The sequence below is a fragment of the Mesorhizobium sp. WSM4814 genome (genome assembly GCF_055811595.1).
On sequence record NZ_JBVVQT010000009.1, the window covers coordinates 36,674 to 57,709 of the forward strand.

The window sequence follows — 21,036 nt, forward strand, 5'->3', positions numbered from 1 at the left end:
ATGCACCCTTTCAGCCGGCGCGGAACATGGCGCAGTCGCAAGGATGGTCGAGCATCGTCTGCAATTCGGCGTCGAGATGCATCAGCGTCACCGAGGCGCCGGCCATTTCGAGCGAGGTGCAATAATTGCCGACCCAGGTCGCGTGAACTGACACGCCGATGTCATCGAGCCGCTGTTTGACGCGCCGGTTCATGATGTAGAGCTCCATCAGCGGCGTCGAGCCGAGCGAATTGATGAGCACGGCGACCTTGTCGCCGCGTGACGGCGCCATCTCGTCGACGATCTTGTCCAGCATCTCGTCGGTGATCTCGTCGGCGGTTTTCAATTTTCCGCGGGCGATGCCCGGCTCGCCATGGATGCCCATGCCGATCTCCATCTCATCCGGTCCGATCTCAAAATTCGGCCGGCGGGTCTGCGGCAGCGAACAGGGCGACAGCGCCACGCCCATGGTGAAGGTGTGATCATTGGCCTTCCTGGCGATACGCTCGCATTCGTCGAATGACAGCATCCGCTCGCAGGCGGCACCAGCGGCCTTGAAGATGAAGAAATTGCCGGCGACACCACGGCGCTTTTGCCTCTGGTCGCGCGGCGCCGATGCCACGTCGTCGGTGGTCAGCACGGTGCGCACTTCGATGTCATCCATCGCCGCCATCTCTGCGGCCATGTCGAAGTTCATCACGTCGCCGGCATAGTTGCCATACATGAACAGCACGCCGGCGCCGCCGCTGGCCGCCTTGGCGCATTCAAGGATCGGGTCCGGCGGCGGCGAGGCAAAGACATTGCCGATCGCCGCCGCGTCGGCCAGCCCCTTGCCGACGAAACCGAGGAAGGTCGGCTCGTGGCCGGAGCCGCCGCCGATGACGAGGCCAACCTTGCCCAGGCGCGGTCCATCGCGGGCGACAATCGAGCGTGGGCTGCCCTCCGCGCTTTTGAGATGGCGGGGATGCGCGGCCAGAATGCCTTCCAGCATCTCGTCGACAGTGCGGTTGCCGTCGTTGATGATCTTCTTGGTCTGCACCGGCAGCCTCCCGATTTCGGTAATTTCGCAGATAGTACAGCGTGTTACCGGAATTTCCACCCGGGGAGGGAGATTTCACGCGGCAATATGTTCCGGCGCGGCCAGGACCTGCACGCAGGGATTGGCAGCCGCTTTGTCCTTGAGCTTGAAATGCCCGAACAAGACTTGCCGCGTCAAATGGCGATCACCGGCAAGGCAGGCAGCAGCTTGTCCAGGGTGATGGGAAAGTCACGCACCCGCACGCCGGTCGCGTTGTAGATGGCGTTGGCAACAGCTGCCCCCGCACCGCAGACGCCGAGTTCGCCGATCCCCTTCGCGCCGAATGGATTGGCCTTGTCGTCATGTTCCTCGAGGAAGACGACCTCCATCTCCGGGACGTCGCCGTTGATCGGGACGTGATACTCGGCAAGATCGTGATTGACGAAGTTGCCGTAGCGCCGGTCGAGCACCGTCTGCTCCATCAGCGCCGCACCGATTCCCCAGGTCATGCCGCCGATGATTTGCGAGCGCGCGGTCTTGGGGTTGAGGATACGGCCAGCGCCCATCACCGCCAGCATCCGGCGCATGCGGATCTCACCGCTATCGCAATCGACAGCGACCTCGGCGAAATGCGCGCCATAGGAATGCTGCGAGTAAGCCTTGTATGACGGGGTGGCTGCGCCGGCGGCTACGGAACCCTCGGCCTCGAACCCGTCGGGAGCGATCCGCCGGACGAGGTCGGCCAGGCTTACCGAACGCTGGCCGAGCCTGACCTCGCCGTCGGCAAAGCTCGCTTCGGTGGCGCCAGCGCCGCGCAACGGCGAGGCTTCGCTCGACCGCGCCGCCTGCAATATCCGTTCCCTAAGGGCGTTGCAGGCGTTGTGCAGCGCCGACCCTGCACTTGCCGCGCCCCAGGACCCGCCGGAGCCGGCGGTACGCGGGAAGCGGCTGTCGCCAAGCTCCACTTTGACGGACGAGATCGGCACGCCGAGGCTGTCCGCGGCGATCTGGGTCAGGATCGTATAGGTGCCGGTCCCGATATCGGTCATGTCGAGCCGCGCCGTCACCCGACCGTCGCGGTCGATCGCAACCCGCGCCGTCGCCGCGCCGATGTAGTTCGGACGGATCGCCGCCGCCATGCCGTAGCCGATGAGCTTGCGGCCCTCTCGGGCGCGGCCCGGCGTCGGGTTTCTTCGCTGCCAACCGAAACGGCGGGCGCCTTCCTCCATGCAGGCGACGAGGTTGCGGGTGGAGAACGGCACGCCGCGCTCGGGATCCTGGGCCGGTTCATTGCGGATCCTGAGTTCGATCGGGTCCAGTCCGAGCCGCTCGGCGAGTTCATCCATGGCGCATTCGAAGGCCAGCATGCCGGGGGCTTCGCCGGGCGAGCGCATCCATTCGCCGCGGTTGATATCCAGCGGGACCAGGCGATGGCGGGTGACACGGTTCGGCGCCGCATAGAGCGAGCGGGCAAAAACTGCCGTTTGCTCGCAGTACTCCTCGAAGCTGGACGTTGCCGACCAGACGTCGTGCGCGATCCCGGTGAGCCGCCCGTCGGTGTCCGCGCTGAGACGCACCTGTTGGATCATCTCTGCGCGATGACCGGCATTGGCGAACATCTGTTGTCGCGTCAGCGCGATCTTGACGGGACGCTGCAGGACCTTTGCCGCAAGCGCGGCCAGGATCGTATCGGCATGGGCAATCAGCTTGGAGCCGAAGCCGCCGCCGATGAACGGGCTGATGATGCGCACACGCTCGGGCGGGATGCGGAGTGTGCTGGCGACCCCCGCCCGGAAATTCGCCAGGGTTTGCGCCGATGTATGGATCGTCAACTCGTTGCCTGACCAGGCGGCGAGCGTCGCATGGGGCTCCATCGGATTGTGATGTTCGAAGGGCGTCCGGTAAGTGGCATCGACCTTGACCGGAGCTGCGGCAAAGGCGCTCTCGAAGTCGCCGATCACGCTGTCGGTCTCGAAGCCGGCATTGGTCCGCTTTGGTGCGTAGGCGTCGGCCACATGTCCCGACAGATCGTAGAGTCCCGGCTCCTCGTCGTAGCGCACTTTGATGAGGCCGGCGGCAGCACGTGCCGCCTCGAACGTCTCCGCAACGACCAGCGCGACGGGCTCGTCGTAATAGCGCACCCGCTCGCTGTTGAGCGCGGGCCGGGCGCGCGTGAAGACCTCCGGCACCGTCGGCGTGACCGCCGGGCCGAAATCCGGCTGGGCCGGCGCATTCCGGTGCGTCATGACGAGCAGCACTGCCGGCGCCCGTTCGGCTTCGGCCGTGTCGATCTCGGCAATGCGCCCCTTGGCGACGGCAGCGCCGAGAATATAGCCAAAGGCTGTACCCTCCAGCGTATTCTCGTAGGCGTAGGTGGCATCGCCTCTCACCTTGAGCGGACCATCGATGCGATCGAATGGACGCCCGATGATGCCGCTGCGTGTTTCGCGAGGACGGCTTGAGGTCTTCGTCTCTGTCATCATGTCACCTCATGCACTCTCGGCGGCAGCAGCGAGCGTGTGGCGCATCGTCCGTTTCGCCAGCGGGATCTTGAAATCATTGCCGCCATATCCGACGGCTTCGGCGAGCGCGGCTTCGGCCGCGTCGGTAAAGGCGCCGTCGGACGCCGCCGCTCGAGCGAGGGTGCGCTCTGCCTCCGTCGCGCGCCAGGGCTTGGCGGCCACGCCGCCCATGGCGATCCGAGCGCTTTGGATACGATCGCCGCTTTTCTCGACGACTGCCGCCACCGATACCAGCGCGAAGGCGTAGGAGGCACGGTCGCGCACCTTGCGGTAAACCTGCCGGCCGGGCGGTGGCGGCGGCAGGGTGACGGCGGCGATCATCTCGCCGTGGTCGAGCACGGTTTCCACATGCGGCGTCGCCTCAGGCAATTGATGGAGATCGCCAATCGGAATCGTGCGGGTCCCGCCGCCGGGCGATATGGTCTCGATCCTGGCGTCGAGCCCGGCCATGGCGACCGCCATGTCGGAGGGATGGACCGCGATGCAGGCCTGGCTGGCGCCGAGCACGGCGTGCATGCGATTGAAACCCTGCAGCGCCGCGCAGCCCGAACCTTGCTCGCGCTTGTTGCAAGGCATGTTGCGGTCGTAGAAATAGGGGCAGCGCGTGCGCTGCAGGAGATTGCCGCTGGTCGAGGCCTTGTTGCGTATCTGGCCGGACGCTCCCGCCAGCAGCGCTTGCGTGAGCATCGGATAGCGCGATCTCACCCGCGGATCGGCGGCAAGATCGCTGTTGCGGACCTGGGCGCCAACCCGAAGCCCGCCTGCCGCCGTCTCCTCGATCCGATCGAGCGGCAGCCGGCTGATGTCGACGAGATGCGCAGGGCGCTCGATCTCGAGCTTCATCAGGTCGAGCAGGTTGGTGCCGCCGCTGATGAACTTGGCGTCCGGCCGCTCCGCGACCGCGGCGGCTGCCTGCTCGGCACTTGCCGCACGTTCATAGGTGAAGGATTGCATTGCTCACGCCCCCTCTGCCGCGTCGCGGATTGCAGCGACGATATTCGGATAAGCGGCACAACGGCAGATGTTGCCGCTCATCCGCTCGCGGATCTCGGCATCGGTGAGAGCGACGGGAACCGCTGCCACGTCGGCGCTCGCATGGCTCGGCCAGCCGGCCCTGGCCTCGCCCAGCATACCGACCGCCGAGCAGATCTGGCCCGGCGTGCAGTAGCCGCACTGGAAGCCGTCGCGGGCAACGAATGCGGCCTGCACCGGATGCAGCCGGTCGCCCTCGGCAAGACCCTCGACCGTGGTGATCTCGTCGCCTTCATGCATTGCCGCAAGCGTCAGGCAGGAATTGATCCGGCGCCCATCGACCAGCACCGTGCAAGCGCCGCACTGGCCGTGGTCGCAGCCTTTCTTCGAGCCGGTGAGGCCAAGATGGTTGCGCAGCGCGTCGAGCAGCGTCGTCCGCGGATCGAGTTCGACGGCAAAATCCTTCGCGTTGATCCGCAGGGACATTGGCATCGTCGGCGCCGGCGATGCGGCCGCCGCAACGGCGCCGGCCGGCTCCGCGTATACCGGTATACCGGTAGCCAGGAGCACGCCGGTCGCCACGCCGCCCTCCAGCACCGCTCGGCGCGTCGGCCCGTTTCTGTTGTCAGTTTCGGCCATGCATGATCTCCCAGTCGCAATGACAAGAACGGAAGACGGCGACTTGACCCGATGGCGTACCGTCGGGGTCTGTCACTCATCGACCTTGGAGGTGGGGAGGCGCGCGGCGGCTTTCTTTCAAGAAACCGGCGGATATATCAGGATTCCGGAGAAGAATTCACCCGATAGGCCCGAGGCGTCATGCCCCTGAGACGCCGGAATGTCGTGGTGAAGTGGCTCTGGCTTGAAAAGCCGAGCCGAAAGGCAATGCTGCCGATCGACAAACCCGTTTCGCTCAGCAGTATCTCGGCTCGCCGCACGCGTTCCTCGATCACATAGGCATAGGGTGCAAGCCCGGTTGTCGCCTTGAATCGGCGCGCAAAACTGTCGACGGCCATATCAGCGACGGCAGCCAACTCGCTTAGCGAAACGTCGGCATACATATGGGCATCGATGTAAGCCCGAACGCGCCCAAGCGCGCGACGGCTGAGACAGCCGTGACGCACTGACGGGTGTTGCTCCCGGTTCAGGGTGGCCACGCGGAGGCTGACCAGGGCGACCAGATGCTCGATATAGGCAGTGTCCGGCTGGTGGCCGAGTGCCATCTCGTCGCGAAGCGAACTCAGCAGCGTGGCGATCACCACGTCTTTCCTGTTCACCAGGATCGGCAGCTCTCTCAGGCGTTCGCAGCCGGGAAGCCTGATATCGGGATCGATCCACAGGGCTGAGTAGGAGAGGTCTACATCGCGATAGAAGCCGTGCCGCTCAGCGCCTGCGGGGACGAAGGTGAGGGCTCCGGGACGGTCCATTCCGTCGTACAGCGATTTTGCCTCGTGCCGGATAGATGTATGGGAAGTTCCGCCTTCTTCGGTCAGCACGATCAGATGATGAGGGGCTGTCCAGCGCAGTTCCGCCTCGCGGCACGCCCACCGCCGGTTGTCGAAAACGATCGAAGAGCTGGCCCATGACGCGGTTTGCAGGGGCTCCGACTTCTCCTCCTGGCTCCGAACCCGTCCGTCACCAAGCAATGGTCTGAATGACATCGCGGCATCCCGCTGGTTCATTCGCGGAGCCGTGATCCAGCCCCGCTTGAGCGTTTACGCCGCCCCGCCGCTGCGCGTACGGCGCCTTATGTGGGGCAGCTATCGTGTGTTGGTAACCGCGCCGTGTTCAAGAAGTCGTGAGATCAGGCAAATCCAGCGCGCCTGCTGTCACCCGCCGAGCCCATCGCGGATGGCGCAGAAATAGCGATCGGTACCGACTTGCCCGCCCTTGAGCGCAATCTCCAGTCCGTCGATCGCCTTGACGCGCGAGTGGGCGACGCAAAGCGGCGAGCCCGGCGAGGCGGGCAGCGGCATCCTGACCGTCAGCGCATCGACGCCCATCTGGCCGAGCGCATGGCTCGACGTATCGCCGCCGGCAATGACCACGCGCTGCAATTTTTGTTCGATCGTCAGCTCGCGAAGAAGTTCGCCGAGGCCGCGGCCAAGCTTGTGGCGGGCGCCTTCCTGCCGATCGATCTCGGCGCCCCGATCGGCTGTGGGGCCGAGGGCGGTGTAGAGGACGACGCTGCGACCGGCTTCGAGGCTGGCACGCCCGCTTGCTGCCGCGCGCGCAATCGCATCGCTGGAGGCCTCGGAAACCAGTTCGACAGGGTCCACCTCGACCCCGTCGAAACCGTCCGTCAAAGCATGCCGGATCTGTCGTTCCGTCGTCGGCGAGCAGCTGCCCGAGACCACTGCGATCCGGTCGGCCGTACCCGGCGGCGAAAAGCTGGGCTCGGCACGGACGGTCCGGTTGGCGGCCCATTCGGCCAGCAGCGCATATTCGATGCCCGAAGAGCCGACGACGAACGTGCCGCCCGGCCGGCGAACGCGCCATATCTCCTTGCCGGCAAACGCCTGACTTTCCAGGCTGTCGACATCCAACAGCACGATGCTGGTGCCATCGCCGAGCAAGCGATCGAGCGCTTCCGATCGGGACGCTGACTGCAGCGTCGCCAAGTCGACCAGCCCCGAGGTGAGGTCCGTCTGGCGCGACAGATGGATCAGCAGGTCGGATTCATCCATTGGCGTGGTCGGGTGTCGGCTCATCACCGGGTGGCGGTCGATACGGAAATATTTGTCGCGGTAAGCAGCAAACAGATGGCCGAAGGCGGTGTAGCGCTTGAGCTGCGGCGCGCCGACCACCAGCGGCACGCTGTCCTGGCTAAAAACCGAGCGGCCGATCTCGATAGCCCGGCCGATGCTGCCGATCGCCGGGCTGGAATCGAAGGTCGAGCAGACCTTGTAGTGGCAGATCTCGGCGTTCAGGGTGTTCAGCCAGGCAAAGGCGCGGTTGAGGTGCATGTCCATCCACTGCGGCGTCTCGCTTCGGCTGGTGCCGGCCAGGCCGATGGCACGGCAATGCCCGAACTGCGAAAGCATGGCCTCGTCCGGCTGACGCATGAACAGCACGGTCGGCACGCCGCCGAGCTCGAGCGCCTCCATGACGTCGGTCGAGCCGGTGAGATCATCGCCATAATAGCTCAGAAGCAGGCTTTGCATGGCGTCAGGCCGCTTTGCCGTCGCCGAATTTCTCGATCGACCGCGCCAGTTCCGGGTGGCTCAGGGCGAAGTCCGCCAACGGTATGCCATCGACGGCCGCCTGCCAGGCTTGCTGCACGGCGCGTACGCCGGCGCCCGGTCCGTCAGGATGGCTGACGATGCCGCCGCCGCAGAGATAGAGAAGATCGACCGTTCGGCCGGTTCGCCGGTAGGTTTCGGGGGCTTGTCCACCCCATTGGCCGGAGCCGGCGACCGGCAGCGCGCAATCCTCCGGCGAAAAGATCGGCGTGGTCACCGCCTCGAAGGAACTGATGAAGGACCAGTCCGGCTCCCAGTATTTCGAGGCGATGCCGTTGATCTGGAACTGGTCGACGCCGAGCAGCCGCCAGAACTGCTGCCAGACCTTGAAGTCCATGCCCAGACCGGGGTGGCGGGTGAGGATATCCCAGCCGTTGCGGTGGGCATGGAGCACCAGGCTGGAGCGCTTTCTCAGGTAAGCCATGCCGCCGAAGCCGACGGAATTGATGTTGACCACGGCGCAATTGCCGCCGGCCTCTACCACCAGATCGTGGTTGCGCATCATCTCGTCCGGGTCGGCGTGCGAGATGCCAAAGGCATACATCACCTTCTTGCCGGTCTTCTGCTCATGGTCGAGAACGAGCGGCATGATCGCCTTCACCCGTTCCGACAGCGGCGAATAGGCCGGGCTCATCAGCTTCTCGTCGTCCTTGATGAAATCGACGCCGGCAGCGATCAGTTCACCGACCATTTCCGCTGTCTCTTGCGGCCGCAGGCCCAGCGCCGGCTTGACGATCGTTCCAATGATCGGGCGATCCCTGACGCCGGTCAGCCGGCGGCTGCCGGCGACGCCGAATTGCGGCCCCGGATGCGCGCCCCGGTATTCCTCAGGCAGCTTCATATCGACGACGCGGATGCCGGACAGGCCCTTGATCGAAAAGGCGCCGCCAATGGCGATGGTCATCAATGCCGAAAGATCGGTACCGATGGCATCGATCGGAAATGCGATGTCGACATCCGCGCGCTTGAAGGGCCCGTCGCCGGCTTCGGGAAGGGACGGGCGATCGGCGTCCGGCAGATGCCTGATCGCCAGAACCCGCGCCGCCACCCGCGCCTTGAGCTCTTCGGTCTCGCCGGCCAGCGCGACGAAGGTTCCGGTCGATTGGTCGCTGGCGATCTTTGCCGCCAGCGCCTCGATGCTGCCAGTGGTTTCGATCCGATAGGTGAGGGTGATCATAGTCCGAAAAAAGTTCCCTGATCCTCGGAATCTGGTATAATGAGTACATAAGTATTGCAAGCGATATCCTGCTCGGCCGAGCATTCCGGGAATCGTGTTGGCAATGCTAAACAGAACCGGCCAAGGGAGTGATTCGCGACGATGAACCGTTCGGAGCCGATCGTCCGGCGCAAACTGTCCGACGAAGTGTTTTTGCGACTGAAGCGCTTGATCACCAGCGGCGAATTGCAGCCGGGCGATGACATGCCTTCGGAGCGCGAGCTGATGGAGCGCTTTGCGGTCGGCAGACCGGCGATCCGCGAGGCGATGCAGGCGTTGAGCAATATGGGCCTTGTCGCGATCTCGCATGGCGAGCGGGCGAAAGTGCTGCAACTGACCGCCAAGTCGATCATCAAGCAGGTCGACGGCGCCGCCAAGATCATCCTGGCGTCATCGAAGGACACGCTGGAGCACCTCAAGAATGCGCGCATCTTCTTCGAGCGCGGCATGGTCCGGGAAGCCGCCGAAAAGGCCACCGCCGAGGACGTGCAGCGGTTGCGGGCAACAATTGCCGAACAGCGCAGCTTTCGCGGCGATTCCGAAGCCTTCATATCCGCCGACATGAAGTTTCATACCCAGATCGCGGCGATATCCGGCAACCCGATCTATGTCGCGGTCAGCGAAGCAATGCTTGGCTGGTTGAAGGAATATCACACCGAAATGCTGATCTGGACCGGCAAGGAAAATTTCACGCTGCTCGAGCACGAAGAAATCATCAGGCGCATCGAGCAGAAGGACGCGGACGGCGCCGAGAAGGCGATGATCAAGCACCTCGAGCGCTCGCGCGCGCTCTATGTGATGAATTCCGGATGATGAATTCCGGCAGCTGATTCACCCGATCCGGGTGATCGCGTAAGGCGTCATCACCAGGCGGCGTCGCTCGAACCCGGTAATATCAACCGTCACTTCGCTCGCCGTCAGGTTCGCCAGCCACATGACGGTCTGGCCCGCGGCAGAACGGCCGGCCAGCGTGAGCACCCGCGTCTCATCGCTCGTCCTCGCCGCCACTTGTCTGAAGCCGGCCAGTTCGCAAAGCCCCTGCACGGCCTGGAAGATCGGCCGGGGTTCACCTTCGCCGACAGGTTCCCCGGATGCCGCCAGCACGCCGAACGGTCCGCTGAAGCTGGACAGCGTGAGCATCTCCAGCCCGGCCGGCGCGACCCGCGCGCCATAGCCGATCGTCCATGCTGCCGCGAACAGCCCGGCATGGCGGGGATCCCGGTCGGCCATGGCGATGCGCTGATTGTGCGGGTTGGCCTTGGTCGCGCCGCCATAGGGGTTCTGCCGCATGGCGATGGTCGACGGGCCGATCCGGTAGGGTTTTGCCCCGAAGATCGCTCGCGCCGATCGGGTGATGAACGGCAGCGCCTCCAGCGACTGCATGACGCTGAGATCGTCGGCGGCGTGCACGATCGGGCAGGTGCAGTGGCTGACGAAATCGAGCAGATCGGCGGGAACGCGCTTGCGGTTGAGTTCGGTGAAATAGCTGAACATGCCGCCGCCGAGGCGGATGTCGGGAAAGGCGCGGCGCGCCGCGGCATAGACATCTTCAAGCGGCGGACATTCAGGCCATGCGCTGCCCGGCGGCGTCGACTGCCGGTCGACCGAAGGCGAGACGGCAATAGCCGAGAGTTTCAGCCCGGCCTGACGCACCATGCCGGCGACGCCTGGGAGCTCGGCATCGAGATCGCCAACGCAGGAAACGACGCATTCGAGCGTGGTCTCGACCGGGAAGGCTGCGGCGAGCCGGGCAAAGGACCGCAAGGCGTCGAGGCCATGGCCCCGCGTTGGATCGTAATGGAACATCAGCTGCTGCGGGCCGAGCGCGGACAGTGTCGGCAGGTTTGCCAGCGCCGTCTCGACCTCGTCCGGATAGATGATCACGCCGATATCCGGCAGCAGCGGTCCGGTTTCGCCGAGTTCGACTCGGACCGGCTCGGCGGTTGCTGCGGCAGCCGGCACCCTGCCGACGCCGGTCACACGCAGCCTGATCGTCTGGCGCACAGTCTGGCCAGCGGGCAGCATGTAGGGCCAAGGCAGCGCCAGCGGCCGGACATAGGTCTTGTAGGACGCGTCCGACCAATTGCGCTGGTCCTCCATCTCGAACGCATCGCCTTCCATCCGGCATTCCGCGGTGACGCCGGGCCGGACCTCATGCGTGATCGCCCGCAGATCCTTGAAAGGCTGCCAAGGGTCGATCAGCTCAGGAAGTTTCGTTGCGACGACGCTGCCGTCGGTGTGCTCGACAGTGACCGGGCTGCCAGCCAGGCCGGCGATCGGGTGCAGGATGCAGAAGCCGCAGCGATTGGTCTCGAAAGCGTTTTCGGGAAGCGCGCTCACGTCGAAAACCAGCTGGCCGTCGGCGGAACCTTTGATCGTCGCGCGAAAGTCGAGCCGGCTTCCTCCCGGCCCGACACAGCTTGCCGAATAGCTGACAGTGAAAGTGTCGGCGCCCTGGTCGATGACCAAATCCGTCAGCGCCGGCTCGTAGGTGCCCCAGTCGCGATCCCTGACGATGTAGGCGATGGCGCGCAGCACCTCGATGCCGCCATGGCGGATGGTGCGCAGATTGCCGTTGACGAAGTCGGCGCTGAGCGCGCCGGCGCGCAAGCTGACTGGCTCGGTCTCGACCGCGTGTGTGCCATAGAGGAGGAAGGCATCCGCGGTCATCTCAGCAAAGCGTCGAGCTGCACCGGTTCACCGCTTGCAGCACCGGCATAGGCGGCCTCGACCAGCGCCAAGGTCCTAAGATTGTCGGCGCCCGAGGTTGCCGGCTCGGTCCCATTCGCCAGGCAGGCGACCCAGTGCTTTTGGATGGCGACGACGCTTTCCTGGATGTTGTGCCACGGCCGCGATGCCCAGGGCAGCAGCGGCGGCGAGACGTCGCTCACCGCCGTTCCGTTCCTGCCGGTGACGGTGAGCCGGTAATCCTGCTCGAGCCGGATCGTGCCGTCGCTGCCGTCGATCTCGACCAGCGTCTGCGGAAACGGCTCGGTCGCGAGCTTGGTCGCATAGCTGCAGTCGACCACGGACGTTGCACCGCTCTTGTGGTCCATCAGCATGGTAGCGACGTCCTCGCCGGCAATGTTGGGGTTGATGCGAGCGGTTCGCGTCGTGATCGTCGAAACGTCGCCCAGCAGGAAGCGGGCTATGTCGAGACTGTGGATGCCGAGGTCTTCGATGATGAAGCGCTTTCCCGTCGCCAGATAGGGCTGCCCGGAAAACACGTCATAGGCCGAGCGGAACGAGATCCGGCCGAAGAAGGGCGTGCCGATGTCGCCGCTGTCGAGCACCGCGCGCACCGCCTGGATCGGCGACTGCCAGCGAAAATTCTCATGCACCATCAACGCCACGCCGGCATCGCTGCATGCCTTCACCATGGCCTTGGCGTCGGCAAGCGTCGGCGCAAACGGTTTTTGGCAGATCGCCGGAACGCGGTTTTGTGCCGCCATCTCGACAAGCGAACGATGGCTCGGCGCGGTGGTGGCGATATCGACGAAATCCAGGCTTTCGCCGGCAAACAGTGCCGCCGCGTCTGTGTAGCGTCGCTCAATGCCGAACTGGTCGCCGAGCACCTTGAGCCGTTCCGGGTCGCGGTCGCAGATGGCGACGATCGAGGCGCTGTCGATGTCGCGCCAGGCATGCATCTGGTTGACGGCAAAGAAGCCGCAGCCGATCAGCGCTCCTCGCAGTTCCGCCACGGGTCAGCCCGCCTTTGCCATCTGCATCAGCGTCACCCGGCTCTGCAGCCGGCGCTGCGCCTGGTCGACGACGACGGCGACGATGATGACCAGGCCCTTGATCACCATCTGCCAGAACGAGCTCACCCCCATCATCACCAGCCCGTCGGAAAGGATGCCGATGACGAAGGCGCCGACGATTGTGCCGCCGATCGTGCCGCGGCCACCCGACATCGAGGTGCCGCCGAGCACAGCCGCGGCGATGGCGTTGAGCTCGAAGCTTTCGCCGGTCGCCGGATGCGAGGCCATCAGTTCGGACGAGATGATCAGCCCGACGACCGCCGCGCAGAAGCCGGAGAACATGTAGACGAACATCTTCACCATATTGACCCTGACGCCCGAAATCCGCGCCGCCCGTTCGTTGCCGCCGACGGCGAAGATGTGGCGGCCGAGCGGGGTGTATTTGGCGAGATAGGCCGCCCCAACTGCTACGAGGACAAGAATCCATATCGAGACCGGCAGGCCGAGCAGCCGGCCGGCGCCGAGGAAGCCGAACCCGGTCGTGCCCAGATCGGGCTTGCCGACGAGGTTCGGAAAGGTGCGACCATCCGACGACAGCAGCGCCAGGCCGCGTGCGACATAGAGCACGCCGAGCGTGGCGATGAACGGCGCGACATTCAGCCTGGTGATCAGCAATCCGTTGACGGCGCCGATCAATATACCGACCGCCAGCGTGATCAGTGCGATCTCGAAGACGTTGAAATAGATCGTGTAGCCGACCTGCAGGTCGATGCCGTTGAGCACGAGATAGCCGGCGACCATGCCGCACAGGCCGACAATCGAGCCGACCGAGAGGTCGATGCCGCCGGTGATGATGACGAAGGTCATGCCCATGGCGAGGAAGGCGTTCAGCGCGACGTGCTTCGACATCAGGATCAGGTTGGCGGCCGAAAGGAAATTCGGCGCCGCGATCGAGAAGAAGATCAGGACGGCGATCAGCGCAATGAACGTCCTCGCCTTCATCAGCGTCAGCAGCACGGAGCCGCTCGAGGCGGAGGCAACCGAAGCCTTGGCCGGGATGTCAGTCATGGGCGTGGCTCTCCATGTGCGGGACCGGCCCGTGGCCAAGCGCCGATGCGGCGACAAGTGAAGCCTCCGTCGCCTCGGCGCGATCGAACATGCCGGTCAGTTTTCCATTGCTCATCACCGCGATGCGGTCGGACAGCGCCATCACCTCGTCGAGATCGGAGGTGGCGAACAGGATGCCCAGCCCGTCGCGGGACAGTTTGCGCATGGTGCGAAAGACGTCGGCCTTGGCGCCGACGTCTATGCCGCGGCTTGGCTCATCCATCAGCAGCACCTTCGGTCCGGTGAGCAGCGCCTTGCCGATCACCACCTTCTGCTGGTTGCCGCCCGACAGCGACGAGACCTCCTGTGCCGGATCGGCGACCTTGATCGCCAGTTCCCGCACCATCTGCGTCACCGCCTGGTTCTCCTTGGCGCCGCCGATATGGAACACGCGGACAAACCGCGACAGGCTGGCCAGCGTCAGATTGCTGGCGACCGAGAGGATCGACACCAGCCCTTCGCGCTGGCGGTCCTCGGGGATCAGCGCCAGCCCGCGCCGGATGCGCCGCGTGGTGTCGCGTTCCCTGACCTTCTTGCCGGCAATGAAGATCGCCCCGGTGGCATGGCCGTGGCGCCCCATGATGCAGTCGAACAGCTCGCTGCGTCCGGCGCCCATCAGGCCGTATATGCCGAGGATCTCGCCGGCACGCAGCGACAGCGAGACATGATCGACCGCAAGCCCGCCGGTCACGCGCGGCAGGCAGATATCCTCGGCGCGGAAGATCTCTTCGCCCGGAACATGGCCGTCGGGCTTGGCGAAGTCCTTGGCGTCGGAGCCGATCATCTGCCGCACGATCCATTGCGTGTCGACGTTTTTCATCCTCTCCTGGCCGGTGATGCGGCCGTCGCGCAGCACGGTGATGTAGTCGCCGATGCGGATCAGCTCCTCGAGCCGGTGCGAGATGTAGACGATCGCCACGCCGCGCGCCTTGAGGTCGGCGATCACCTTGAACAGGATCTCGACTTCCGCCGCACTCAGCGCCGAGGTCGGTTCGTCCATGATCAGGATGCGCGCATCGAGCGAAACCGCCTTGGCGATCTCGACCAGTTGCTGCTGGCCGATGCGCAAATCCTCGACCAGCATGTCCGGCCGGATGCCGGCCTGCAGGCGCTCGAGAAATTCCGCCGCGCGGCGCTCCTGTTCCCGGCTGTCGATCTTGCGGAACCGGTTGGTGATCTCGCGGGTGGCGAAAATATTCTCGGCCACCGTCAGGTTGCCGAACAGGTTCAACTCCTGGAACACCATGCCGATGCCGCGGTTCACCGCGTCGCCGGATGAGGAGAAGGAAACCTCTTCGCCCTCCAGGAGAATGCGGCCGAGCGTCGGCTGTTCGACGCCGGCGATGATCTTCATCAGCGTCGATTTGCCGGCGCCGTTTTCGCCGACCAGCACGTTGACCGCGCCCTTGCGCACTTCGAAATTCGCGCGCTTGACCGCGACTGTCCCCGAATAGACCTTGGAGACGTCTTCCAGCTTCAGGATGACATCACGATCGCCGGCGGCAGTCATGGCTTCGGCCCCACCTCTGCCTCCGCCGGGGTCACCAGCGGCAGGTCCTGGCCGCTGCTCATGACATAAGCGCCGACGACCCTGGCGCCGCGGCCCTCCAGCGCTTCGCGCGGCAGCTTGGAGAGCACCGTCTTGTCGGCATGGATGTTGAACGCCTTGCCGAACTGGGCGAAGTCGATCTGATTGGTGAAATCGTTGAACTGGATGAAGTCGAGGCTGTCGCGCAGCGCGGTGCCACGCATCGCGGGTCCGATCTGCACCCGTGCATCCGCCTTGCCGTCACCGTCGGCATCGACATCCATGGTTGCCGCGCGTGATTGTGTGTTCGCCGCAATAATCTTGCCTTCGAGGCGAACCGCGAAGGTCCACGGCGAATTCGCCTGCTTCTTCGGATTGCCATACTTGGCGCCGGCAGCCGCAGGATCGGCTTTCGCCAGGGCGTGAACCTCGGGAAACGATCCGGCCTTCTGCTGGAGATACGGCAGCATTTTGGCAGCCCAGATATCGCCGACCATCTTGTCCGCATTGAAGGCCGGTGCATTGCCGCCATTTTCCGCGGACGGTGTCGGCAGGATCTTGCAGGCAGTCAGGCTGATGCCAAATATCACGGCAACGGTCCCCCAAGCGAGGGTCGACCAGGCAACGGTCGGCCAAGTCAGCTTTTTCAACATGTCGGCTTGTTCGGCATGGCGGTCAGGGCACCCGGGAAATGGAAGCAAGGGACGAGCCGGAAGCTCGTCCCTTGCGATTGATGTCACACCGGCTCAGTTGGTCAGCGCGAAGGTTTCCAGCTTGGCGGCATTGTCGCCATTGATCAGGACGCAGTCCATCAGCTGCTTTTCCTCGGCCGGAGACTTCTTGTTCTTGATGAAGTCGTTGGCCTGCTCGACCGCCATCTGCGCCTGCGCATAGGCCGGTTGCAGGACCGTGGCCTTGATGCCGCCAGAGGCGATCGAGTCGCGCACGTCATTCGATCCGTCGAAGCCGACGACGATGACGTCCTTGCGGCCGGCGGCGGCAAGGGCGGCATGGGCGCCCATCGCCATCGTATCGTTGCCGGAGATCACGCCCTTGATGTCCGGGTTGGCCTGGAGGATCGATTCCATCTTGGCATAGGCCTCGGTCTGGCTCCAGTTGGCCGATTGCTGCGCCACCATCTTCAGGTCCGGATAGTCGTCGATGACGTCGTGATAGCCCTTGGAGCGGATGCCGGCATTGGTGTCGGATTCCTTGCCGACCAGCTCGACGTAATTGCCTTTCTCGCCCATCAGCTTGACGAACTCCTGCGCGCCAAGCTGGGCGCCCTGGTAGTTGTTGGAGACGATCTGCGCGACGGCGACGCCGGTGGCGTTGATCTCGCGATCGATCAGGAACGACGGAACGCCCGCGTCCTTGGCCTTCTGCACGGCGGCGACCGAGGCGTCGGCGCCGGCATTGTCGAGGATGATCGCCTTGGCGCCGCGGCCGATCGCCGTGTCGATCAGCTCGGACTGCTTGTTGGCGTCGTCGTCATGGACCAGAACCAGCGTTTCATAGCCGAGTTCCTTGGCCTTGGCTTCCGCGCCGACGGCTTCGGCCTTGAAGAATGGGTTGTCGTGCGAGGGCGTGATGATGGCAATGAGATCCGCCGCATAGGCGGGTGCCGCGGTGCCCAGCGCCAGCATGCCGGCAAAAGCCGCAAATGTCATTCTGCGAGTGAGTTTCATGAATTTCCTCCCATTTGAAAAAGCCTGTGCTTCCGCGGCCCCGGCTGAAATGCATTCCAGTTTGTCAGGCGGATCGCGTCCGGTGTCGCGGATCGGGTCATTTGCCGGCTCACCCGGGGCGGATCATCCGGCTCGGTCCCGTCTTCAGCTTGCCCCTCCACCTGCCGCCTGCCCAATTTTCAGCCCGGCCCCGGCTGGCCAAAGCCAATCCAACAGCTAAGCCAACTGGTATAATGAGTCAACCACAAATTCAGATGATATGTATCTGATGAGCAGCAAGCGCCACCGGAGAGTCATCCCACCAAGAGCGATACTTCGTTCCCTACGATGCGCCTGCAGCTGGCCAGGTCAGAGAACCACCACCTTAAGCGGTACGATACGCGGGCGAGCGCGCAATAAGTAAGTAAGGAGGAGACATTCCTAAGCCTTATTCGGTGCTCAGCGCTACGCGCAGGCTTTGCTAGTATCGCCTACTGGTTGTGGAATTTCTCCGCGGCCCCAGCCTGCGCGCGGTTTTTCTAAAAAATCCGTTCGCGGCAAGGGTCGCGTTGCCGGTGAGGTTCAGCTATGACTTTTGTGCAGAGTTTCAGGCCGCCATCCTGCAGCCCCGCGCCAAGCTTTGCTGACCGACGGCATTCGGCTTCATTGCGTGGCATGTGCGGCAGGAGCTGCAGCGCCGTGCTGTGCCTCATTTCGTTGTGTATCATCCTGCTGCTGGGATCTGCGGCACACGGTCGGCCGCAGGCTGACGACAGACTTGCTCCGCGAGACACGATCGAACTGCACGTTTGGCAATGGACTGCCTTGCGTGATGGCGTTCTGGAGGCGCTGCAGCTCAACCATAGTTTCACCATCGACTCGACTGGCACGCTTGACCTTCCATTGATCGGGAGCATTGCCGCGGCAGGTCTGCGTGAGGAGGAATTGGCAAAGCTGATTTCCGATCGCTTGCAAGCCAGGAGCGGCCGTCAGGAACGGGCTGACATAACCGTCAAACTGATACAAAGTTCGCCCTCGGACCTCACAGCTTCGGTGGAGGTCAAACAAGAAGCGCCCGAACCGCCGGCGAACGCAGCCAGCGACGGCTCTTCGGCCGTGGCTTCGGAACGCGCCAGTGTCGAGAACGGCCAGGCCGAGGCGCAGCCGGGCGTGCGCGGCCCCCACACATCTCGGCAGCCTGCTGCGGAGCAGCAGCAAACTCTGCAAGGGGCATTGCTGAATGAGCTAGCCGCAGCTCGCATGGAAATTGCGGCAGCGCGCGCGGAAGCACTTGCGGCTCGCCGGACTGCTCGCAACGATGCCGCGCGACACAATCAGGACCTTGCGACGGCGCGTCAACGGGCTGACGCCTTGGTGCGGGAACTCGATGCGATGCGGACTGGCCGCGGTACGCTGGAACAAAAGCTCTTTGCGGCGCTAAGGGAAGTCGACGCGCTCAGGAAGAGCGTGCAGCCGGCTCGCGGTGACCCGGCTCGCGCTGACCATGACGGCCGCGATTTGGCGGCGGCGCGAGCCGAACTGGCCGTGATGCAGCGCGGCGCCCGCGATGCCAGTGCGCAGGCGCGTGCGGTAGCCGACATGATGGCTGAACAAGCACGGGCGCTAAAACAGCAGCGGCGAAAAGCCGGAGAGCTCGCGCTCGATCTGGAAGTGGCGCAAAGCCAAGTGAAAGGCTTGAAGGCCAAAGCCACTCTCGCCGATCACGAGAAGGCCGCCATGCTTGAAGCGCGTCACTCCCTGGCGGCCTCTGCGGCAGAGGCGCAGCGAGCGCTGGATGAGGAGCGGCACAAGGCTGAGCGCTTCGGACGCGAACTCGCCGCGGCGCGCCAGACCATCGACGCGCTTAAGACAAGCGCGGATCTGGCTGCGGCTGCGCGGACCGACGCCATCAGGGAACGACAGGTGGCCGAGGCGGCTTTGAAGCGAGCTGGCGACGCACTCGAACTGGAGCGCGAACGGGCAGATTCAGCTGCTCGTGATCGCGACAGCGCCCGCCGGGAACGCGACGCGGCAAGGCAGGAAGCGAGCCGCGTCTCGATGGAGCTGAGCGTGGCGTTGGAGCAAGAGCGCAACAAGGCCGTCGGCCTGGCCCGCGAGCTCAGCGCCGCTCGAAAGGCGAGTGACGTTGAAAAGGCCCGGGATGAGCGTCGCAGCGAGCGTATCAACCGCGTTCCGAAAGCGCGTGCCGTCGCAGCTTCGCGTGCAGATGTGTCCGTGCGCTCGCGACCAGCCCGTAAATCGGGGTTGCGGGAAAACCACAAAGTGAAGGCCAAAAAACCATCGCGACCTGTTCTGGTGGCGACCATCGCGCTTCCCGACGCGTTGCTCCCGACGCGACCGCCGAAGCTCGGCGCTCCCTAGCGAGGGGTGATCGTGAAGGGCATTTCGGTGGGCCGAATCCATGCCGCAGGAGGAATATGGTGATGAACAAATACGTCGCAGCCGCATTGACCGTCGCGATCGCAATTTGCCCTGCCTCGGCTCTTGAGGCGGGGCTTGGCGGCAAACTTGGCGGTGTCGGGGTCGGTGCTGGCCTTAGCGCCGGCCCGAAAGGCGCCTCGGTGGCGGGCGGCTCGAGCGTCGATGGAGTAGGGGGAGCAAGCCTTGGCGGATCGCTCGGCGCGGGCAAGGGATCGCTCGGTGCCGGACTTGGCGTCAGCGGCAACCTCGGCGGCGCAAGCGGCGGCCTGTCGACAGGTGTCGGGGTGGGCGACCGTTCGTCCGCATCGGGCACCGCTCCAGGAGGTAAGCCAGGCAACCCGGCGCTGGGCGCCGGGCAAGCCGCGAGCAGCAATGCCGGCATCACGCCAGCCACCACCAAGGCCAAGGCCGCGAGTCAATTCGCCATCCTGCCCCGCAAGCTCAGGCCTTCCGCAACTGGTCGCAACGCGTCGGCGCGGATCACCTATGGCTATCCGTTTATGGCGCCACTGAAAGCCAAACCCGGTATCCCACCAGCTGTGGTGCGCGCCTGCCGCACGGCGATCGCGTCGGCCGCGACGCCGCTTGGCGCCGTGCTTGTTCACGCGGTAAGCGCGGGCCCGTTGCAGCAATTTCGGGGCGCGCTCACGGCGCCGATCGAGGTGCGCATACACTATGCAAGACAAGGCGGCGTCGAGGTTCGGCAGGCGCGAGTCGGCTGTCGCCTCGATGCGGCGGGTAGAGTCACTGCGGTGACATAGGACGCGCCTGTACCTTCTCCTACGAGAGGAGAAGGAAAGGAGGCTTCCGCCTTCAGGTGATGCGCTGGATGCTCGCTGCGATCTCTTCCGGCTCGAAGACCCGCTTCCAGTCCTCGCGCATCAGCACCGGCTTGCCGAACTCGATGGCCTTGTTGCAGGCGTCGGAGAACACCCCCTTGGTCTCGCCGAAGATGACGGCGCCGAGCACATTCATGTGGCCAAGCAGGAAGTCGAGCGCGGCCTGCTGGTCGACTCCGCGCGCGACGACCTCGTCGACCGCTTCCTTCATGACGACCAGCAGCGAAGCGCAGACGGTCTCCGAAAGGCCCGGCTCGAGCAGCGCCATCTGGTCGACGGTGACGCGATGCGACCGCATCACCGGGGCCCAGATGATCTTGGCGATCGCTTCGCCCTTGGCGAAATCCTCCTCCGGTCCCTGCATCAGCGCGCTGACCATATGCTGCTTGGCCTTGACGCCGCCGAAATAGTCCTTCTTGGCCGCCATGTCGGTCTCGTCGTTGAAGATCGGCGGATGGCAGGGATGGGTGACGAAATAGGTCAGGTCCGGCCGCTTCGGCAAATGACCGGCGAAAGGCGCTGCGGCGTCGAGCACGACCACCATTGTGCCGGACGCAAGCTTGCCCTCGATGCTGGCCGCGACCTTGCCGATATGGGTGTCGGGAACCGCCAGGATTACCACCTCGGCGCCGTTCAGGGCTTCATCGGCGCTGACCGCGTCGAGGCCCAGCCCGGTCTTCAGCCGCTCGCGGCCGGCGTCGCTGACCTCGACATGGCGTATGCTGTAGGGAGAGCCACGAAAATTGGTCGACAGGCGGTAACCCATTTTGCCGCCGGCACCAAACAGCGCAATCGTAGTCATC

General features: G+C 64.6%; 17 protein-coding genes and 1 pseudogene. 4 read left to right on the forward strand and 14 right to left on the reverse strand.

Annotated elements, in window-relative coordinates; translation table 11 throughout:
* Positions 1-10: 10 nt before the first annotated feature.
* From AC0L2V_RS15800 to oiaX, 7 genes are all read right to left on the reverse strand, one after another.
* Positions 11-1,018, reverse strand: coding sequence for a dihydroxyacetone kinase subunit DhaK (locus AC0L2V_RS15800; RefSeq protein WP_473520564.1), 1,008 nt, complete (start codon positions 1,016-1,018; stop codon positions 11-13).
* Positions 1,019-1,191: 173 nt separating this feature from the next.
* The gene (locus AC0L2V_RS15805) at positions 1,192-3,477 is read right to left on the reverse strand and encodes a xanthine dehydrogenase family protein molybdopterin-binding subunit (protein WP_473520627.1); all 2,286 of its coding nucleotides are present in this window, start codon (positions 3,475-3,477) and stop codon (positions 1,192-1,194) included.
* Between the two features lie 9 nt (positions 3,478-3,486).
* Complete coding sequence (locus tag AC0L2V_RS15810; RefSeq protein ID WP_473520565.1) at positions 3,487-4,473, reverse strand: FAD binding domain-containing protein; 987 nt, start codon at positions 4,471-4,473, stop codon at positions 3,487-3,489.
* Between the two features lie 3 nt (positions 4,474-4,476).
* On the reverse strand, positions 4,477-5,130 hold the full coding sequence (locus tag AC0L2V_RS15815; protein WP_473520566.1) for a 2Fe-2S iron-sulfur cluster-binding protein: 654 nt from the start codon (positions 5,128-5,130) through the stop codon (positions 4,477-4,479).
* A 137-nt stretch (positions 5,131-5,267) separates the two neighbouring features.
* Entirely contained in the window at positions 5,268-6,152 is an 885-nt protein-coding gene (locus tag AC0L2V_RS15820) for a helix-turn-helix domain-containing protein (RefSeq protein ID WP_473520567.1), read from the reverse strand.
* A 168-nt stretch (positions 6,153-6,320) separates the two neighbouring features.
* A complete protein-coding gene (locus AC0L2V_RS15825; protein ID WP_473520568.1) occupies positions 6,321-7,655 on the reverse strand; it encodes a four-carbon acid sugar kinase family protein in 1,335 nt (444 codons plus the stop codon).
* A gap of 4 nt (positions 7,656-7,659) precedes the next feature.
* A complete protein-coding gene (gene oiaX / locus AC0L2V_RS15830; RefSeq protein WP_473520569.1) occupies positions 7,660-8,910 on the reverse strand; it encodes a 3-oxo-isoapionate-4-phosphate decarboxylase OiaX in 1,251 nt (416 codons plus the stop codon).
* A gap of 141 nt (positions 8,911-9,051) precedes the next feature.
* Here oiaX and AC0L2V_RS15835 point away from each other — a divergent pair, with 141 nt between their 5' ends.
* Positions 9,052-9,762 carry a transcriptional regulator NanR gene (locus AC0L2V_RS15835; protein ID WP_473520570.1) on the forward strand — a complete coding sequence of 237 codons (711 nt, stop codon included), beginning with the start codon at positions 9,052-9,054 and terminating at the stop codon, positions 9,760-9,762.
* 18 nt (positions 9,763-9,780) lie between these two features.
* Here AC0L2V_RS15835 and apnL read toward each other — a convergent pair whose 3' ends face one another.
* From apnL to AC0L2V_RS15865, 6 genes are all read right to left on the reverse strand, one after another.
* Complete coding sequence (apnL, locus tag AC0L2V_RS15840; RefSeq protein ID WP_473520571.1) at positions 9,781-11,619, reverse strand: D-apionate lactonase; 1,839 nt, start codon at positions 11,617-11,619, stop codon at positions 9,781-9,783.
* Complete coding sequence (locus AC0L2V_RS15845; RefSeq protein WP_473508886.1) at positions 11,616-12,650, reverse strand: Gfo/Idh/MocA family protein; 1,035 nt, start codon at positions 12,648-12,650, stop codon at positions 11,616-11,618. Before AC0L2V_RS15845 ends, apnL begins: the two co-directional genes overlap by 4 nt.
* Positions 12,651-12,653: 3 nt before the next feature.
* Positions 12,654-13,718 carry an ABC transporter permease gene (locus AC0L2V_RS15850; RefSeq protein ID WP_473508884.1) on the reverse strand — a complete coding sequence of 355 codons (1,065 nt, stop codon included), beginning with the start codon at positions 13,716-13,718 and terminating at the stop codon, positions 12,654-12,656.
* Positions 13,711-15,267, reverse strand: coding sequence for a sugar ABC transporter ATP-binding protein (locus tag AC0L2V_RS15855; protein ID WP_473508882.1), 1,557 nt, complete (start codon positions 15,265-15,267; stop codon positions 13,711-13,713). Before AC0L2V_RS15855 ends, AC0L2V_RS15850 begins: the two co-directional genes overlap by 8 nt.
* Positions 15,264-15,938 carry a DUF2291 family protein gene (locus tag AC0L2V_RS15860; RefSeq protein ID WP_473520572.1) on the reverse strand — a complete coding sequence of 225 codons (675 nt, stop codon included), beginning with the start codon at positions 15,936-15,938 and terminating at the stop codon, positions 15,264-15,266. Before AC0L2V_RS15860 ends, AC0L2V_RS15855 begins: the two co-directional genes overlap by 4 nt.
* Before the next feature lie 93 nt (positions 15,939-16,031).
* A complete protein-coding gene (locus AC0L2V_RS15865) occupies positions 16,032-16,973 on the reverse strand; it encodes a D-ribose ABC transporter substrate-binding protein (RefSeq protein ID WP_031255363.1) in 942 nt (313 codons plus the stop codon).
* A 654-nt stretch (positions 16,974-17,627) separates the two neighbouring features.
* Here AC0L2V_RS15865 and AC0L2V_RS15870 point away from each other — a divergent pair.
* The 3 genes and pseudogenes from AC0L2V_RS15870 to AC0L2V_RS15880 form a co-directional block, all read left to right on the forward strand.
* A pseudogene (locus tag AC0L2V_RS15870) lies at positions 17,628-17,906 on the forward strand (polysaccharide biosynthesis/export family protein); the annotation flags it as partial.
* 591 nt (positions 17,907-18,497) lie between these two features.
* Entirely contained in the window at positions 18,498-19,334 is an 837-nt protein-coding gene (locus AC0L2V_RS15875; RefSeq protein WP_473508978.1) for a hypothetical protein, read from the forward strand.
* Positions 19,335-19,396: 62 nt separating this feature from the next.
* Positions 19,397-20,155 carry a hypothetical protein gene (locus AC0L2V_RS15880; RefSeq protein WP_473508880.1) on the forward strand — a complete coding sequence of 253 codons (759 nt, stop codon included), beginning with the start codon at positions 19,397-19,399 and terminating at the stop codon, positions 20,153-20,155.
* Between the two features lie 52 nt (positions 20,156-20,207).
* Here AC0L2V_RS15880 and AC0L2V_RS15885 read toward each other — a convergent pair whose 3' ends face one another.
* Positions 20,208-21,035: a phosphogluconate dehydrogenase C-terminal domain-containing protein gene (locus AC0L2V_RS15885; RefSeq protein ID WP_473508878.1), complete on the reverse strand. Its 828-nt coding sequence runs from the start codon at positions 21,033-21,035 to the stop codon at positions 20,208-20,210.
* Position 21,036: the final 1 nt, after the last annotated feature.

Coding starts and splice junctions, on each gene's coding strand:
- AC0L2V_RS15805 (WP_473520627.1), bottom strand. CDS start 3,477: ATGACAGAGACGAAGACCTCAAGCCGTCCTCGCGAAACACGCAGCGGC.
- AC0L2V_RS15820 (WP_473520567.1), bottom strand. CDS start 6,152: ATGTCATTCAGACCATTGCTTGGTGACGGACGGGTTCGGAGCCAGGAG.
- AC0L2V_RS15855 (WP_473508882.1), bottom strand. CDS start 15,267: ATGACTGCCGCCGGCGATCGTGATGTCATCCTGAAGCTGGAAGACGTC.
- AC0L2V_RS15810 (WP_473520565.1), bottom strand. CDS start 4,473: ATGCAATCCTTCACCTATGAACGTGCGGCAAGTGCCGAGCAGGCAGCC.
- AC0L2V_RS15815 (WP_473520566.1), bottom strand. CDS start 5,130: ATGGCCGAAACTGACAACAGAAACGGGCCGACGCGCCGAGCGGTGCTG.
- AC0L2V_RS15885 (WP_473508878.1), bottom strand. CDS start 21,035: ATGACTACGATTGCGCTGTTTGGTGCCGGCGGCAAAATGGGTTACCGC.
- AC0L2V_RS15865 (WP_031255363.1), bottom strand. CDS start 16,973: ATGAAACTCACTCGCAGAATGACATTTGCGGCTTTTGCCGGCATGCTG.
- AC0L2V_RS15835 (WP_473520570.1), top strand. CDS start 9,052: ATGAACCGTTCGGAGCCGATCGTCCGGCGCAAACTGTCCGACGAAGTG.
- AC0L2V_RS15825 (WP_473520568.1), bottom strand. CDS start 7,655: ATGCAAAGCCTGCTTCTGAGCTATTATGGCGATGATCTCACCGGCTCG.
- oiaX (WP_473520569.1), bottom strand. CDS start 8,910: ATGATCACCCTCACCTATCGGATCGAAACCACTGGCAGCATCGAGGCG.
- AC0L2V_RS15880 (WP_473508880.1), top strand. CDS start 19,397: ATGAACAAATACGTCGCAGCCGCATTGACCGTCGCGATCGCAATTTGC.
- AC0L2V_RS15850 (WP_473508884.1), bottom strand. CDS start 13,718: ATGACTGACATCCCGGCCAAGGCTTCGGTTGCCTCCGCCTCGAGCGGC.
- apnL (WP_473520571.1), bottom strand. CDS start 11,619: ATGACCGCGGATGCCTTCCTCCTCTATGGCACACACGCGGTCGAGACC.
- AC0L2V_RS15860 (WP_473520572.1), bottom strand. CDS start 15,938: ATGTTGAAAAAGCTGACTTGGCCGACCGTTGCCTGGTCGACCCTCGCT.